Annotated in this window: 15 protein-coding genes; 5 read left to right on the forward strand and 10 right to left on the reverse strand. The window is 55.4% G+C overall.

The features are described from left to right. Positions 1-32: 32 nt before the first annotated feature. From M2Q46_RS06415 to M2Q46_RS06445, 7 genes are all read right to left on the reverse strand, one after another. Positions 33-488 carry a hypothetical protein gene (locus M2Q46_RS06415; protein ID WP_060186905.1) on the reverse strand — a complete coding sequence of 152 codons (456 nt, stop codon included), beginning with the start codon at positions 486-488 and terminating at the stop codon, positions 33-35. Positions 489-509: 21 nt separating this feature from the next. Beyond that, positions 510-1118: a DUF2239 family protein gene (locus M2Q46_RS06420; RefSeq protein WP_302356926.1), complete on the reverse strand. Its 609-nt coding sequence runs from the start codon at positions 1116-1118 to the stop codon at positions 510-512. Positions 1119-1490: 372 nt separating this feature from the next. Continuing rightward, positions 1491-2414 (reverse strand): ectoine hydroxylase, encoded by a 924-nt coding sequence (thpD, locus tag M2Q46_RS06425; RefSeq protein ID WP_035272589.1) that lies wholly within the window; start codon positions 2412-2414, stop codon positions 1491-1493. Positions 2415-2432: 18 nt separating this feature from the next. Then, on the reverse strand, positions 2433-2825 hold the full coding sequence (locus M2Q46_RS06430; protein ID WP_009456191.1) for an ectoine synthase: 393 nt from the start codon (positions 2823-2825) through the stop codon (positions 2433-2435). Next, complete coding sequence (ectB, locus tag M2Q46_RS06435) at positions 2825-4132, reverse strand: diaminobutyrate--2-oxoglutarate transaminase (protein ID WP_009456189.1); 1308 nt, start codon at positions 4130-4132, stop codon at positions 2825-2827. Before ectB ends, M2Q46_RS06430 begins: the two co-directional genes overlap by 1 nt. Before the next feature lie 97 nt (positions 4133-4229). Then, complete coding sequence (ectA, locus tag M2Q46_RS06440; protein ID WP_302356927.1) at positions 4230-4787, reverse strand: diaminobutyrate acetyltransferase; 558 nt, start codon at positions 4785-4787, stop codon at positions 4230-4232. Then, on the reverse strand, positions 4784-5311 hold the full coding sequence (locus M2Q46_RS06445) for a MarR family winged helix-turn-helix transcriptional regulator (protein WP_009456186.1): 528 nt from the start codon (positions 5309-5311) through the stop codon (positions 4784-4786). The genes ectA and M2Q46_RS06445 overlap by 4 nt, the downstream gene beginning before the upstream one ends. Positions 5312-5737: 426 nt before the next feature. Here M2Q46_RS06445 and yddG point away from each other — a divergent pair, with 426 nt between their 5' ends. Then, entirely contained in the window at positions 5738-6649 is a 912-nt protein-coding gene (gene yddG / locus M2Q46_RS06450) for an aromatic amino acid DMT transporter YddG (protein WP_302356928.1), read from the forward strand. Between the two features lie 162 nt (positions 6650-6811). Here yddG and tldD read toward each other — a convergent pair whose 3' ends face one another. Next, a complete protein-coding gene (tldD, locus tag M2Q46_RS06455) occupies positions 6812-8272 on the reverse strand; it encodes a metalloprotease TldD (RefSeq protein WP_009456184.1) in 1461 nt (486 codons plus the stop codon). Positions 8273-8800: 528 nt separating this feature from the next. Between tldD and M2Q46_RS06460 the strand changes: the two genes are divergently transcribed. After that, positions 8801-9148, forward strand: coding sequence for an H-NS histone family protein (locus tag M2Q46_RS06460; protein WP_302356929.1), 348 nt, complete (start codon positions 8801-8803; stop codon positions 9146-9148). Between the two features lie 95 nt (positions 9149-9243). Here M2Q46_RS06460 and M2Q46_RS06465 read toward each other — a convergent pair whose 3' ends face one another. Beyond that, on the reverse strand, positions 9244-9891 hold the full coding sequence (locus M2Q46_RS06465; RefSeq protein ID WP_026483038.1) for a DUF4136 domain-containing protein: 648 nt from the start codon (positions 9889-9891) through the stop codon (positions 9244-9246). Between the two features lie 163 nt (positions 9892-10054). Here M2Q46_RS06465 and pepN point away from each other — a divergent pair, with 163 nt between their 5' ends. Next, on the forward strand, positions 10055-12733 hold the full coding sequence (pepN, locus tag M2Q46_RS06470) for an aminopeptidase N (RefSeq protein ID WP_035272584.1): 2679 nt from the start codon (positions 10055-10057) through the stop codon (positions 12731-12733). After that, positions 12730-13755 (forward strand): class 1 fructose-bisphosphatase, encoded by a 1026-nt coding sequence (locus tag M2Q46_RS06475; RefSeq protein ID WP_009456167.1) that lies wholly within the window; start codon positions 12730-12732, stop codon positions 13753-13755. Before pepN ends, M2Q46_RS06475 begins: the two co-directional genes overlap by 4 nt. Before the next feature lie 266 nt (positions 13756-14021). On the opposite strand, the gene M2Q46_RS06480 is transcribed toward M2Q46_RS06475, so the two are convergent. Continuing rightward, on the reverse strand, positions 14022-15008 hold the full coding sequence (locus tag M2Q46_RS06480) for a quinone oxidoreductase (RefSeq protein WP_060186911.1): 987 nt from the start codon (positions 15006-15008) through the stop codon (positions 14022-14024). A 148-nt stretch (positions 15009-15156) separates the two neighbouring features. Between M2Q46_RS06480 and M2Q46_RS06485 the strand changes: the two genes are divergently transcribed. Next, positions 15157-16017 (forward strand): DMT family transporter, encoded by an 861-nt coding sequence (locus M2Q46_RS06485; RefSeq protein WP_302356930.1) that lies wholly within the window; start codon positions 15157-15159, stop codon positions 16015-16017. Positions 16018-16021 lie beyond the last annotated feature (4 nt).

A 16021-nucleotide genomic window follows, 5' to 3' on the forward strand; every position in this document is an offset into this window, starting at 1 on the left:
TCACTTGAAGGTGGCTCTGCCCTGAGCCACCTTTAAGCAGCTTTGGCCGAAAAGGTAGCCATCTCCTGCAAAGGCAGCAGGCGGGAATCCTCAAGCGCTGCGCTACGATGAGCCAGCCCTTTCAAGTAGTCCGTATTATCAGCAAAAGCCAGAAAGGAATCCGCGCTTTGCTGCTGAACCAGCATGGCCAGATCCCAGCGCTCCGCTTCTGGCCCAATCAAGAATGACCCGCCAGAACCCAAAAATAAAAGCTGGCCACCACTTGCGTGCAGAAATGGCAGAGTGTGTTCGATATATCGCTCAAACGCCTCTGCTCCACTGATGGGTGTTTCAGGAGCCAGTTCTGGACAAGCGCAGTAATCCGCCACACGGCGAAAGCGCAGCAGATTTAACATGGTGACGCTGCCCTGCAAATGACGCATGACAAAAGCACGGCCTGACGCCTGTGTCGGCTCCAGATACACACGCGGCTCAGGATTGGCATTCATGATCTTTGTCCTCAAATCTTGTTAGGCCGAAAGTGTCACCGGAGTTTCAGCCAGCTTGATCGCATGCTCCCGCACATCTTCCGGCCAGTCAGCCAGCAGGGTTTTGAAGCGCTCCAGCTCATCAGCAAACAAGGCTCGCATCGCTTCCTCAAAGCCAGGCAAATCTCCACCGATTGCCGTCATGAAGTTATAGGCTCGTTCCTGCGCCTGGCGACGCTGATCTTTGGCGGCGCTGGCACGGCGAGCTTCTTCAACCAGTTTGCGTAGCGCAACCGATGCCCCTCCGGGTTGAGTCGCCAGCCAATCCCAATGTCGTGGCAACAAGGTCACTTCACGGGGGACGACGCCCAGCTTAGGGCGACCACGGCCGCGTGGAGCTTCTTCCTCTGTCTGCTCGACCTCTACTTCAGGAGCATCCACTGGCGCATAGCGTTGCGCCAGCTCTTCGTCCGTCCCTTGGGTGTTCACATCCACAAAACGGCCTGTCACATCGTCAAAGATCAGCACGGGATCGTTAACCCGGCTCTCCAGCACTTTCTTCACGGCCAACACATTGGTCAGCATGGGACCGGACGCGATACGGCGGTGGCCCATAAAGCTGGTGTAGGTATTGGGGTAAGTCGTTTTCATGTCAAAACCAGAGCTTCAAGTAAGAAGGCTCTATTTTTACCCGGGTAATATTAACACGTCAATATTACCCGGATATAAATAAGCGATTGTTGCTAATTGGGTGCATTAACACAGTTGATCCCGTCCAGCAGCCATCACAAGGACTCCAGGACATGCCGAGTCATATCTGATGAGCATCTCCGATAACTGCTTTTCCGAACACCGGCCAATCAGTACGGTGCAGACCCGTCATTTACCAACGCCGGCCCCCAGACGCTGGCCGCTCCCCTCTTCTTCACAATCCTGAGCCCACAAAAAAACGCCCCCTGAAATAAATCCAGGGAGCGTCTTATCCGGCCAGGTCTGCGCACAAGGCGCAGACCTTCTTTCTGCCTAGGACTCCAGCAGCGGTCCGTTCAACGGCGTCAGGACAGGGAACTGCCCGCGAGTGGCCACATGCGCAGGACGGGGTGTCAGCCCCTGCTTGGGATCACCCACGCAGTTTTCCACGCTGTTATAGACCGTAAACACATTGGCTCGTGGCCAAGGCGAGATATTGCTGGCCGAGCCGTGCAAGGTATTGCAGTCAAAAAAGATCACCGAACCGGCCTTGGCAGTAATGGCTTCAATGCCACCCTGATCCACCAGCAAACGCAGGCTGATCGGATCGGGTACGCCATACTCCTGCTTGCGCAAGGACTCCTTGTAATGGTTGTCCGGCGTTTGCCCCGTGCAGGAGATGAACTGACGGTGTGAGCCCGGCACCAGCATCAAGGGGCCATTGCACACATTATTGTCCGTCAGCAGCACCGAGCAACTTAAGGCGCGCATTTGCGGCATGCCATCTTCGATATGCCAGGTCTCGAAATCCGAATGCCAGTAAAACTCCTTGCCGGTAAAGCCCGGTTTCAGGTTGGCACGGGACTGATGCACATACACCTCCGAGCCCAGAATCTGGCGGGCCACATCCAGTACACGCGGGTCGCGCACCAGGCGGGCAATCAGCTCGCTTAACTCGTGCACTCGAAAGATCGAGCGCACGGCCTGACTGCCCTTTTCCACCACCGCTTCTTCACGCGACAAGATGCCGGGATCGGTGCTCATGGCTTCCACATTGCCCAGCAAGGCTTGCACTTCCTGCGCATTGAACAAATCAGGCAGCAGCAAAAAGCCATTGTCCTCGTACTCCCGCAACTGGGACTTGTTCAAAGGCTGGCTACCTACCGGATCCGGATACACCACCGGCTCCTGGCGGCTGACGATGGCCGCCGTTCGTTCTGTACGGGATGTGTACAGATCGCTCATGGTCACTGTCATCATGCTCTCCTTAGGTCTTCAGTCTTCCACGATGGCTGGGTAAACCCCTTTCTCATCGTGAACTTCCTGACCGGTCAGGGGCGGATTGAACACGCAGATCACTCGCAGCGGCTCTTTGCCACCGCGCAGATAGTGTTCATCGTGCTGGTCCAGGGCATAAACTACGCCTGGGCCCAAATCGTATTTCTTGCCGTCGGCAACGGTTTCGATTTCGCCATCGCCCTCGATGCACCACACCGCTTCCAGGTGATTCTGGTAGTGGATGTGAGTCTCGGTGCCAGGAAAAATAACGGTTTCATGAAAGGAAAAACCCATGCCGTCTTTCTTGAGCAAAACACGGCGGCTGACCCAGGTGTCTGTGCGCACCTCGTCACGGGTTCCAATCACATCCTGTACGTTCTTGACCAACATTAGCGTGCTCCTCCAATTTTCAGAATCTTGGCCTGGCTGCCGCGCTTGGACAGACACTGGGCCACGCTGCGTTCAATAATGTCCAGGCCTTGAGTCAGCTCTTCATTGCTGATCGTCAGGGCAGGCAGCAGCTTCAGAACTTCGTCGTGGGCGCCCGAGGTTTCAATCACCAGACCTTGCTTGAAAGCCTGTGCAGCAATTTCATTGGCCAGACCGGCACCGGGCGGCGTCACCAGGCCCTGGATCAGGCCGCGACCGCGTACGCTCAAACCACGATCTGGATAGCTGTGCACCAGGTTTTCCAGCCAGTCGCGCACTTGACGCTCCTTACCCTGGATCTCGGCTTCAAAGTCCTCGTTGGCCCAGTAGCTTTCCAGAGCTTGAGCCGCAGTCACGAAAGCCAGGTTATTGCCACGGAAGGTGCCGTTATGGGCGCTGGGTTTCCATACGTCCAGTTCAGGACGCAACAAAACCAGAGACATGGGCAAGCCAAAACCGGACAAGGATTTGGACAAGGTGATGATGTCAGGGCTGATACCGGCCTGCTCGAAGCTGAAGAAACGGCCCGTGCGACCACAACCGACCTGAATGTCATCGACAATCAGCAGCATGTCGTGCTCGCGGCACAGACGTTGCAGTTCACGCAGCCAGCGCTGTGTAGCAACGTTCACTCCCCCTTCACCTTGCACGGTTTCCACGATGACCGCGGCAGGATGGTCCAGACCACTGCTGGGGTCTTCCAGCAAGCGCTCCAGATAAGCCATCGTATTGACGTCCGGTCCCAAGTAGCCGTCATAGGGCATGAACGAGGTATTGCCCAGGGCCACACCCGCTGCACTACGAAACTTGGAGTTCGCCGTCACTGCCAGGGAACCCGTGCTGACGCCGTGGAAACCGTGCGTAAAGGAAATCACATTCTGGCGGCCCTTGACCTGGCGTGCCAGTTTTAACGCCGCCTCCACGGCATTGGTGCCGGTAGGCCCCGTAAACTGCAAGCGGTAGTCCCACCCGCGCGGTTTGAGCAGCACTTTGTCCACCGTTTCAAGAAAGTATTTCTTGGCGCTGGTGGCCATGTCCAAACCGTGTACCAAGCCGTCGGTGTTCAGGTATTCAATCAGCTTTTCTTTCAGGTGGGGATTGTTATGCCCATAGTTGAGCGTACCGGCTCCACTGAAAAAATCGATGTATTGCCTGCCTGACTCGTCCTCCAAAACCGAGCCTCGGGCTTTGTTGAAAATGACCGGGAAGGACCGGACGTAGCCCCTTACTTCAGACTCCATCCGGTCGAATATTTTTAAATCAGTCATATTTCCTCTCCTGGTTATAGAACGGCGTGTCTTGAGCCGACAAACAACAATCAGCGAACCAGACCGGCTCTACCGTTCATTTGCGTAAAGTCCCCTCTTATCCAGAGTCCAAGGGGCCGATTCGTAATAGAGGTTCTGCCTCGTGAGCCTGTGCGGCAAACAAGGCGGTATCAAAGAATTCCTGTTCCTGCATGGGGGCGCCCCAACGCCGGGCCATGGCCGCAAACAGGCCACGCGAGGCCCGGTTACCGGGGCTGACCGTCGTTTCCAGATAACGCAAGGAACGGCCACGCAGACGCTGTCGCAGATGCTCCAGCATGGCCTGCCCCAGACGACGCCCACGGGCGCGCTCATGCACGGCCACTTGCCACACAAAGAGCACATCAGGACGGTCGGGGAGAAAGTAGGCGGAGATGAAACCGTCTATTTGTTCCTCACGCTGCGCGACAACGCAGGTTTGGGAAAAGTGCTCGCTGAGCAGCAAATAGAGATATTCAGAATTCAGATCCAGTGGCGGGCTATCGGCAATCAGCTGATGGATTGCGGCCGCATCACGCAACAGGGGCGCACGCAGTATCAGCGCCGGGTCACTGGGGGCAGGGTCGGCGGCAGTCTTGCTGCCTGCCGAACTGCCCGGACTAGGTCGGTCCGTCAAACCACCAACCCGGATTCGGGGGGTACATCCCCTTCCGGGACCTCAAGAATAGGCGAGGCCGTATCGTCGGCCTCCAGCACAACATCCGGGTCAGCATCGAGCAAGCGCACAATGCGCTCCAGGGACAAGGTCATGGTGGCCTGTTCCAGCTCGGGCAACTCTTTCAAGGCGTCCGACAACTTCTTTTGCAAGGGGGACGGCGTATCGCGTGCCAGGGTCTCCCCTTCTGGTGTCGCACTGACAAACACAATGCGTCGATCTTCACGACCACGCTCGCGCAGCACCAGCTTCTTGTCTTCCAGGCGGTCCAGAATACCAACCACGGTGCTGGGGCTGACGTGCATTTCGCGGCTGATGGCCGTGGCCGTCAACGGGCCTTTTTCGATAATGGTGCGCAGGCAGATCAACTGGGGCGCGGTGATATTGCTGTACGCCGACAGCTGCCTGGAATGCAGGGCAATCGAGCGCGTGATCTGGCGCAAAGCCCGCAAAATTCGTAAATCGTAGTGTTGATCTGTGGTCATTTAATTAGCCAAACAAAATAATTCAGCACGATTAATTCGTGTTGAAATGATATGCCTAGAAAAGATTCAAGTCAAACCGATTTACACTCAAAATCATAGAGAGCATAAACAAGAGGTTCTGACTCAAAGTCCAAAAAATGTAAGTACCCTGGCTTACGGGGGCGGACCAGCAAGGCGCAGAAAATACCCTGCCTGCTCCCCTTTTCGCCATGAGTGGCTCGAGCCGACACGCCGCTTACAGTAAACTGCCACGAGCCCTCGCCGTGGGGGCCTGTCGGTTTTCACTCAAGACCGGGTGTGCCGCGTCACAGCCCTGCTTGCAAACCGGCACAGTCTGATACAAACCCGGTCCATTAACCCATAAGTCTCTTGGCCAAGTAAAGCCTGCTCCTGTTCTCGCCGTGCCTTGCAGACACTGAAACCCGCATGAAGCAATCTGATAAGGCAACCCTGATTGGTCTGACCGCCATTGTTCTTTGGAGCATGATTGTCGGCCTGATACGCAGCGTCAGCGACTACCTGGGTGCGACTGGCGGCGCCGCACTGATCTACACCCTGGCCTCTGTCTTTCTTCTTTTATCGCTTAGCTGGGTACGCTTGCGCGACTTTCCGCGCCGCTACCTTATCTGGGGCAGCGTTTTGTTCGTCTGCTATGAGCTGTGCCTGGCTCTGTCCATTGGCTACGCCCACAACAGCCAGCAAGCGATTGAAGTGGGAATGGTTAATTATCTGTGGCCCACCTTTACCATCGTGGCCGCTATTTTGTTCAACAAGCAAAGAGCCAACTGGCTGATCGCGCCAGGCCTGCTCTTGTCCATGATGGGTATCAGCTGGATTCTGGGCGGTGAGCAAGGTTTGAGTCTGCACGGCATCTGGCTGAATGTGCAGGACAACCCCTTGAGCTACGGCCTGGCCTTTAGTGGCGCACTGATCTGGGCGGGCTACAGCACCATGACTGCACGCATCGGCCAGGGCAAAAATGGCATTACCTTGTTTTTCATGCTGACAGCCACCGTCTTATGGATGAAATATCTGGGCCAAGGAGCACCTGCAATGACCTTTACCCTTCCAGCACTGATCTACTTGCTGCTGGCGGCCATGGCGATGGGCTTTGGCTATGCGGCCTGGAACGTGGGTATTTTGCACGGCAATGTCACCATACTGGCCGGCGCCTCCTACTTCATTCCAGTATTGTCAGCCGCCCTGTCTACTTTTTTGCTGCAGGCTCCCTTGACGCCCAGCTTCTGGCAAGGCTCGGCCATGGTGTGTTCGGGCGCCTTGTTGTGCTGGCTGGCCATCCGGGTCTGCAAACCCAGGCCAATGAAAAGTGCTACCTGAAAAACCATATTCATTAATCCGGGCACGGCTGTGCCTGATGAGCAAAAATCAAAATTAAATTCTATTTGCTGCACTGCAATAAAAGCAGCATAAAAAAACCGCCCAACCTTGAATTAAGGGGGGCGGTTCTTTTTATCTATTTTGATTAGCCAGCAAATTAAATCAGGCGGTTCCACCTACGGTCAGATTTTCCATCCGCACAGTAGGAATACCGACTCCAACCGGAACGCTTTGACCTTCTTTACCGCAAGTCCCCACTCCTGAATCCAACTGCATGTCATTACCGATCATGCTGATTTGGTTCATGGCATCGGGGCCGCTACCAATCAAAGTGGCACCTTTGACGGGATACATCAGTTTGCCGTTTTCAATCACCCAGGCTTCCGAGGCCGAGAAAACAAACTTACCGCTAGTAATATCGACCTGGCCGCCACCGAAGTCTACGGCATATAAACCCTTTTTAACCGAGGCAATAATTTCCTGGGGGTCTTTATCGCCACCCAACATAAAGGTGTTGGTCATGCGTGGCAAAGGAAGGCTGGCGTAGGACTCGCGTCGACCGTTGCCCGTAATGGCAGCCCCCATCAGACGCGCATTATGGGTGTCTTGCAAATAGCCTTTCAAAATACCGTCTTCAATCAAGACGGTACGTTGTGTGGCATTGCCCTCATCATCCATATTCAAGGAGCCACGGCGGTTTTCCAGGGTGCCATCGTCAATGACGGTCACGCCCTTGGACGCCACGCGCTGGCCAATACGACCCGAGAACAGGCTGCTGCCACGACGGTTAAAGTCCCCTTCCAAACCGTGGCCCACGGCTTCATGCAGCATGACACCTGGCCAACCTGGGCCCAGAACCACCGTCATCTGACCGGCAGGTGCGGGTTTGGCTTCCAGATTCGTCATGGCCGAACGCACGGCCTTATCCACGTAGCTGCGCAGCATATCGTCGGAGAAGTAGGACAGATCAACCCGTCCACCACCTGCCGCCGAGCCGCGTTCACGGCGGCCATTTTGTTCAACAATGACCGACAAGGACAAATGCACCAAGGGGCGTACATCGGCGGCCAGACGACCATCGCTACCGGCCACCAGCACGACATCGTATTCCGCACCCAGACTGGCCATGACCTGCACCACGCGCGGGTCCGCTGCACGAGCCAAGGCATCCAGTCGCCCCAACAGGGCTACTTTTTCAGGAGCAGGCAGGCTGGCAATAGGGTCTGTGCCCGTATACAAGGTGGGGCGCTGCGTGTCGGCTGGCACCAAAATGCCGCTTTTGCCTGAACCGCCCTGGCGGGCAATCGAGCGCACCACACGGGCCGAAGACAGCAAAGCCTCGGGGCTGAGGGAATCCGAATAGGCAAAGGCGGTTTTCTCGCCACTTAATGCGCGCACACCCACGCCCTGCTCAATGGAAAAGCTGCCGCTTTTGACGATTCCTTCGTCCAGCGCCCAGCCTTCGCTGCGGGTGTACTGAAAATACAGGTCGGCATAGTCAGCCTGATGGGTGAAGATCTCACCGAGCGCGCCGGACAAATGGCTTTCATTCAAGCCCCAGGGCTCAAGCAACAGTCCACGGGCGCATTCCAGGGCATTGATAGCCGGATCAACTAACTTCATCGTTTATTCCTACTGACAGATCCCCGGCAAACCCATGGCTGCAAGGGACGAAAATGGGTACCAAAAGACGTGCTGACATCAACTTGGCTTCCGTCCATCTGAGCATTAAAACAGAATGTGCCCCCGTATGCGATGCCGACGTACTGATCGGGCAGTTTCCTGGCTTTCAGAACCATGAATCAGCCTGCTGAACTAATAGGTTCAAAAATTCCAATTACGACATTTTCTGATACGGAATTAAAACTATTTTAAAATCTTCCTAATTAGAAACCCACCTATATGGTTTTGATATAAACCCATTCAAATTCATGATAACCCCTGATTAGATTAAATAATCAAGAGCCATTGAATTGTCTAATGACCTTAAATAATTACAAAAACCAAACACCTTTTTGATTAAGCGTTTATTTTTTATCCAAACCACTTATCTTTTCAAGAAAATCAAAGTACACTGTTTTCGCATGATAAACACGAGCTTGTACAGGCAGGGTTTATCAGATAACTACAATCATGAAACAGGAATCCCATATGTCAGTCGAAACTTACAGCTCCGCGAAGCAAAAGATAGAAAAAGAGATTCTGCGTCTGCAAAAGCAGATGAAATCCCTTCGAATCAAACAGCGTCGTCCTGTCATCGCGTCTATCGTCAAGTCCATGCAAGATAACGAGATCACGATTGAAGAAGTCGCTGAAGCGCTGGAAAATTCCGCCCGCCGCGGCGCTGGTGCTGGTTCCAACGGCCCTAAAACCAGCCTGCCTCCAAAATACCGCCACCCCGGCACCCAGGACACCTGGACGGGCCGTGGCCGCCCACCACGCTGGATTATCGATGCTGAAGCCAATGGTCGCAGCCGTGAAGAGTTCCTTATCAAATAAGTTTTGGGAACCAAACAAAAGAAAGGGACCGCTTGAAAAAGCGGTCCCTTTCTTATTGATATAAATCCCCTACATAATGCCGGGGTTCTGGCGACTCAATCCCGAGCTAATGGATATCGGATATCAATCACTTGTCCATTATTACCCGGGAAACCATCAAATATGGCCTGGGACAAAAACGGCATCTGCTGGTCCAGGTTGTCGGAATGGCTATAAGACACGGCGGTGGCGCGATACACTTCTGCGCCCGAGTTTTGATTATCTGTAATGATTACATTTAGATAATTTTTATACACAGTGACAGGAACATTCACTACATTCGGAGAATAAAAGAAACCTCCGCCCCAACCATCATTTGGCGCATAATAGCCGCGCCCGATTCCCCACGCCGATGGACCATAAAAACTATCTGCAAATTGAGGCACCCAGCTTTGTTCTTGTGGATTGCCATAATCCATTTGCACCACAAAACGCGCAGACTTCAGATCCGCTGCTTGCACCAGTCCGGTCACACCAATAGAAGCCCGTACAGAATCTGCAAAAGACTGGTATTGCAGACTACTGCTTTTGTCCGGCGAGGACTTGATGTAATAGGTATCGCCACTGGTCGCCGTGGGCCATTGCTGATAACGCGTCAATTTGGCGGACCAGCTAGGCGCAGCGCAAGCCGTGGTCAAAACCGCCAATACCAGGCTCATCAGGCGTAGGGCGCGCCAGGAAAACCCTTCAGAAAATAACGTCATAGTTTCACCCTTGCTTGTTTTTCGCTTGCACGTTCAAGCCCGATTAATGGCAGCGCCGTAGCGCCGACGAACAATTAGTTTACTGCCTGTTTCTGGCGTCCAGTGTGGGCGTTCAAACAACATTACAATAGACCATCTTTTTCGATTGTCGGACCAGGATCACATGCGCACAGACACCTTACCTACGATCTCCCGCCACGATTACCAGCCCTACCCTTATCAAATAGATAAGGTACGGCTGGAATTTGATTTGGCGGCCGAGCAAACCTTGGTTCGTCTGGCTTTTCGAGCCAGCAGCCGGGACGGCCAGATCCGCCCCCTGGTACTGGACGGCGAAGACATTGAACTGCTTGAAGTCAGCCTCAACGGGGTCGCCCTGACCGCCCAGGATTACCAGCTTGATGAACAGGGCCTGACGCTCGCGCCCCAGACCGCAGAATGTGATCTGGTGCTGGTGAGCCGTTGCCGCCCCCAAGACAACACCATGCTGATGGGCTTGTATGTCTCGGGCCAGAACCTGTTTACCCAATGTGAAGCCCAGGGCTTTCGTCGTATTACCTTCTTCCCGGACCGTCCTGATGTGATGTCCCGTTATGAAGTGGTCCTGCGCGGCGATGCCAAGCTCTACCCTTATCTGCTGTCCAACGGCAATTTGCTGGAAAGCACTACGCTGGACGATGGACGCAGCCAGGCCATTTGGGAAGACCCATTTCCAAAGCCTTCTTATTTATTTGCACTGGTTGCTGGCGACTTTGATGTGCGCGAACGCGAAATCAAAAAAGCCAATGGCCAGCCTGCCCTATTGCAGGTTTATTGCGATCGTGGTGACGGCGATAAAACAGAATGGGCCATGGAATGCCTGGAACATTCGGTACGCTGGGATGAGCAACGTTTTGGGCTGGAACTGGATCTGGACCGCTTCATGATTGTGGCCGCTCGCGACTTCAATATGGGCGCGATGGAAAACAAGGGCCTGAACATCTTTAATGCCGCCTACGTGCTGGCCGATGCACAAAGCACTACCGATGCGTCCTTTCACGCCGTGGAAGCAGTTATTGGCCATGAGTACTTCCATAACTGGACCGGCAACCGCGTCACTTGCCGCGACTGGTTCCAGCTTTCCCTGAAAGAAGGTCTGACGGTTTTCCGCGATCAGGAGTTTTCGGCCGACATGCTGGCTCAAGGGCTGGACGGCGCTCAAGCCGCCAGCGCCCGCGCCGTCAAACGCATTGATGATGTCAGCGTCCTGCGCGCGGCCCAGTTCCCTGAAGATGCCGGCCCAATGGCTCACCCCATCCGCCCCGAGAGCTATCAGGAAATCAGCAACTTTTACACCGCCACAATTTACGAGAAAGGTGCGGAAGTCATTCGCATGCAGCACACCTTGCTGGGTGAAGAAAACTTCCAGGCTGGTATTCGTGAGTACTTCAAGCGCCATGACGGCCAGGCAGTCACTTGCGACGATTTCGTGGACAGCATGGACAGCGTGTATCGCCAGGTCAAACCCGGCCAAAGCCTGGAACAGTTCCGCCGCTGGTATCAGCAAGCGGGAACGCCACGCGTTCAGGTCAGCCTGCAGCACGATCCTGCCACCCAAACCGCCACGCTGACCCTGCGTCAAAGCAATGCACCCGCCGGGATCGAAAACAAATCCACACCCAAGCCACCGTTGCACATCCCCTTTGCCCTGGGCATGCTGGATCAGCAAGGCGCACCACTGACCCTGCATCTGGATGGTCAGCAAGGCGATACGCTGGTACTGGATTTCACGCAAGCCGAACAAAGCTGGACCTTCACGCAGATTCCTGAGGCGCCCGTCCTATCCTTGTTGCGCAATTTCTCTGCGCCTGTGCGGGTGGACTACTACCGTCCGGATTCCGAGCTGGCCTTGCTGGCCCGTCACGACACGGATCCATTTGCACGTTGGGAGGCGGCTCAACTGCTAGCGACCCGTCTGATCTTGTCCTCGGCATCGGGACGCACACCGTCGGCCGCACAATTGGCGACCGTGGTGCAAACCTGGCATGCACTGGTCCAAGACCCGGCCTTGAGCCCTGCTTACAAGGCGCGCATCCTGTCCCTGCCCAGCGAGCGCGAATTGCTGGAACAAACCAAGCCCATGACCCCGCGCGCCGTGGTTCAGGCCCGTCGTCAGCTGCAACGTGAGCTGGGCCTGGCCCTGACTCCCTACTGGCAGGAACTGTATCAGTACCTGAGCCTGGAACAAGCCCCGTACAGCCCCGACGCCTTGCAGGCTGGCCAGCGCTCCTTGCGCAATCTGGCCCTGAATTACCTGCTGGTTGCCGGTGTGAATACCGGCCCGCAGTTGGCACGCAATCAATACGATCAGGCCACGAATATGACTGATCGCATGGGTGCCTTGAGCGCTCTGGTGAATTACGGTGACCAAGAGGATCGTCAAGACGGCCTGGATGACTTTTTCCAGCGCTGGCAGGACAATCCTCTGGTGCTGGACCGCTGGTTCAGCTTGCAGGCCACCGCCCCCAGCACGCAAGTTGCCCAGGTGCGCGCCCTGATGCTGCATCCCGCTTTCTCGATGCGCAATCCCAACCGCGCCCGCTCTCTGATTTTCCAGTTCTGCATGAATAATATGCAGGCTGTACACACGCCGGAAGGCTATGCCTTCTGGGCTGAGCAAGTCATTGCCCTGGACAAGCTCAACCCGGAAATCTCTGCCCGTCTGGCCCGTGTGTTTGATAACTGGGCCCGCTTTGAACCCGAAGCCCGCGACCTGCTCAAGGCAGCGCTGGAGCGTATTCAGGCCGAACCTGGCCTGTCGGGCAATGTGGCCGAAATCGTACATAAAGCATTAACTCTTTGACCTCGGAGTCTGTCTTGAAGAAAAACCTTACTCAGTATCTGGTGGAGCAACAGCGCCAGAAGAAAACGGTCACCGCCGACGTGCGCCTGCTGCTGGAAACAGTGGCTCGCGCATGCAAGGCCATTGGCCATGCCGTCAGCAAAGGAGCGCTGGGCGGCGTTCTGGGTTCTCTGGACTCCGAGAATGTCCAGGGCGAAGTTCAGAAAAAGCTGGATGTGCTATCCAACGAAATCCTGCTGGAAGCCAATGAATGGGGCGGTAACCTGGCGGCCATGGCCTCCGAGGAAATGGATACCCTGCACCGCATTCCCGACTACTACCCCAAGGGCGAAAACCTGCTCTTGTTCGATCCGCTGGATGGCTCGTCCAATATTGACGTGAACGTGTCCATCGGCACGATCTTCTCGGTCCTGAGCGTCCCACCTGAAGCACGTGATCGCGTCATCGAAGAGCAAGACTTCCTGCAACCCGGCGTGCGTCAGGTTGCCGCCGGCTATGCCATTTACGGCCCGCAAACCATGCTGGTCCTGACTGTCGGTGACGGCGTCGCCGCCTTCACTCTGGACAAGGAAATGGGCTCCTGGGTGCTGACCACCGAGCGCATCACCATCCCCGAGGACACCTCCGAGTTCGCCATCAATATGTCCAATATGCGTCACTGGGAAGCCCCGGTAAAACGCTATATCGACGACTGCCTGGCTGGCCCGGACGGCCCACTGGGCAAAAACTACAATATGCGCTGGATCGCCTCCATGGTGGCCGATGTACACCGCATCCTGACCCGTGGCGGTATCTTCATGTACCCTCGCGATGCCCGTGCCTCCGGTCGCAAGGGCAAGCTGCGTTTGATGTACGAAGCCAACCCCATGAGCTTCCTGGTCGAGCAGGCCGGTGGCATGTCGATTGACGGTACACAACGCATTCTGGACGTACAACCTACCGAACTGCACCAGCGCATTGGTGTGATTCTGGGTTCGCGCAATGAAGTCGAGCGCGTGCGTCAGTACCACGAGCAAGGCTGATTCCTGTCCGCTGAATCTCAGCGGCTGCCGCACTGCTAAATAAACTGCTAAATAAAAATGGCCTCCGCTAAGGAGGCCATTTTTTATAAGTAGAACTATTGGGGCTGCGTGCTTATCGGGCTTTCAAAATACCTGACATACAAATCGGGACATCAGGAAAAACAAGCAACGCCAGAAGAGTGGATGCCTGACTTACACCTGTTATATCAAGCGCAGCGCTGAGCAAGGGCTAGCTGTTCATCCCCCTTCTTACCCGATAATCCGCCTTAATCCAGCGTCAACACCGTCGAGCCCGTGGTACGACGCCCTGCCAATTCCTCATGGGCCTTGGCAACCTGATCCAGCGGGAAACGCTGACCGATCAGCGGCTTGATCTTGCCTTGCAGCACCAGCTCGAACATTTCGTCAGCGGCATCTTGCATGGTTTCCTGTGTAGGCACATAAGCCCCCAGCACAGGACGGGTCACATACAAGGAGCCCTTCGATGCCAGCGTCGCCAGACTCACACCGGTTACCGGGCCGGAGGCATTGCCAAAGCTGACCATCAGGCCACGCGGCTGCAAGCAATCCAGCGAGCGCTCCCAGGTATCCTTGCCCACGCCGTCATATACGACAGGTACTTTCTGGCCATTGGTCAGTTCCAGCACGCGCTGCACCACGTCTTCGTGGGAGTAATCAATCACTTCCCACGCACCGTTCTCTTTCGCCAAAGCGGCTTTCTCGGGACTGGACACCGTACCGATCAACTTCACGCCCAAAGCACGTGCCCATTGGCAGGCGTACAAGCCCACGCCACCCGCAGCGGCATGAAACAGAATCGTCTGGCCTTCATGCACGCGATAGGTCTGGCGCAGCAAATACCAGCACGTCAAACCTTTGAGCATCATGGCCGCCGCCTGCTCAAAAGTGACGCCATCAGGAATGCGTACCACACGATCAGCAGGCACATTACGAGCCTCGGCATACGCACCCAGCGGGCTTTGACCGTAGGCAACACGGTCACCCACTTTCAGATGCGTGACGCCCGAACCGACTGCTTCCACAATGCCGGACGCTTCAAAACCCAAACCATGCGGCAAGGGATTGCTGTAGAGGCCATTACGGAAATAAATGTCGATAAAGTTCAAGCCCACTGCTTTTTGGCGTATGGTGACTTCCTTCTCCTGCGGAGCGGGCAGCTCTACCGAAGCCCACTGCAATACCTCCGGACCACCATTACGCTCAATCCGTATCGCCTTAACCGTCTGCGTCATTGTTTTACTCCTTTGATGAGGGGCCCGTAGCAATGTCTTAGAATAATGCCTTGCTCTTATTGCCTGCCCGACCCACTAGCCCTATCACTGGCTGATATAAAACACCAGAATAGCCTAAATTGACTCCTTTTTTCTCGGATCGCTTTCCATGACGCATGGACGTGCTCTGGCTGCCATTCATGTGGCCGCCGTTCTGTTCGGACTGACCGGCATTTTTGGTGAACTCATTCAGGTCGGCGCCATGCTGATCACCGCGGGCCGAGCCAGCTTTGCAGTCCTGGCCTTGTTTATCAGCATTCGCTCTCAAGGGCGCGGTTTGGGTCAGGGCATGAAAACAGCGGACTTTCGCACCCTGCTAATGGCCTCCATCATGCTGGCCATTCACTGGGCCACTTTTTTTGTGGCCGTTAAAGTGGGCGGCGTGGCCATTGCCACCTTGGGCTTTGCCAGCTTCCCGGCCTTTATTACCTTGTGTGAATGGGCCGTACTGCGCGAGCGCGTTACCGTATCGGAGTGGATCATTCTGGCCTTGGTCACCGTGGGCTTGTTGCTGGTTACCCCCTCTTTTGATTTCCAGGATCAATCCACCATTGGCCTGGCCTGGGCCATTGCCTCCGGCTTTACTTTCGCCATGTTCACCCTCATCAACCGACGCGCAGCCAAGCACTTGTCGGCACAGCAAGTGGCCTGGTGGGAAAACCTGTTTGTCGCCCTGATGTGCTGGCCTTTTGCCATACCGCTGCTGGGCGACAGCACGCTGGTGGACTGGGTATGGATTGCACTGCTGGGGGTGTTTTGTACGGCCTTGTCGCACTACCTGCTGGTCTCTGCGCTAACCGTTCTGAATGCTCGCAGTGCCGGGATTGTGATCGCCCTGGAGCCTGTCTACGCGATTGCCTTTGCGGCTCTGCTGTTTGCTCAATACCCCAGTAGCCGAGCACTGCTGGGGGGAGCCATCATGATTGGTGCCATCACGTGGGCGGGTCTGCGCCCGCCCAAATCAAGCTAATGGC

Origin of the sequence: Alcaligenes sp. YSL9, assembly GCF_030515105.1 — a bacterium.
Classification (GTDB): Bacteria; Pseudomonadota; Gammaproteobacteria; order Burkholderiales; family Burkholderiaceae_B; genus Alcaligenes; species Alcaligenes phenolicus.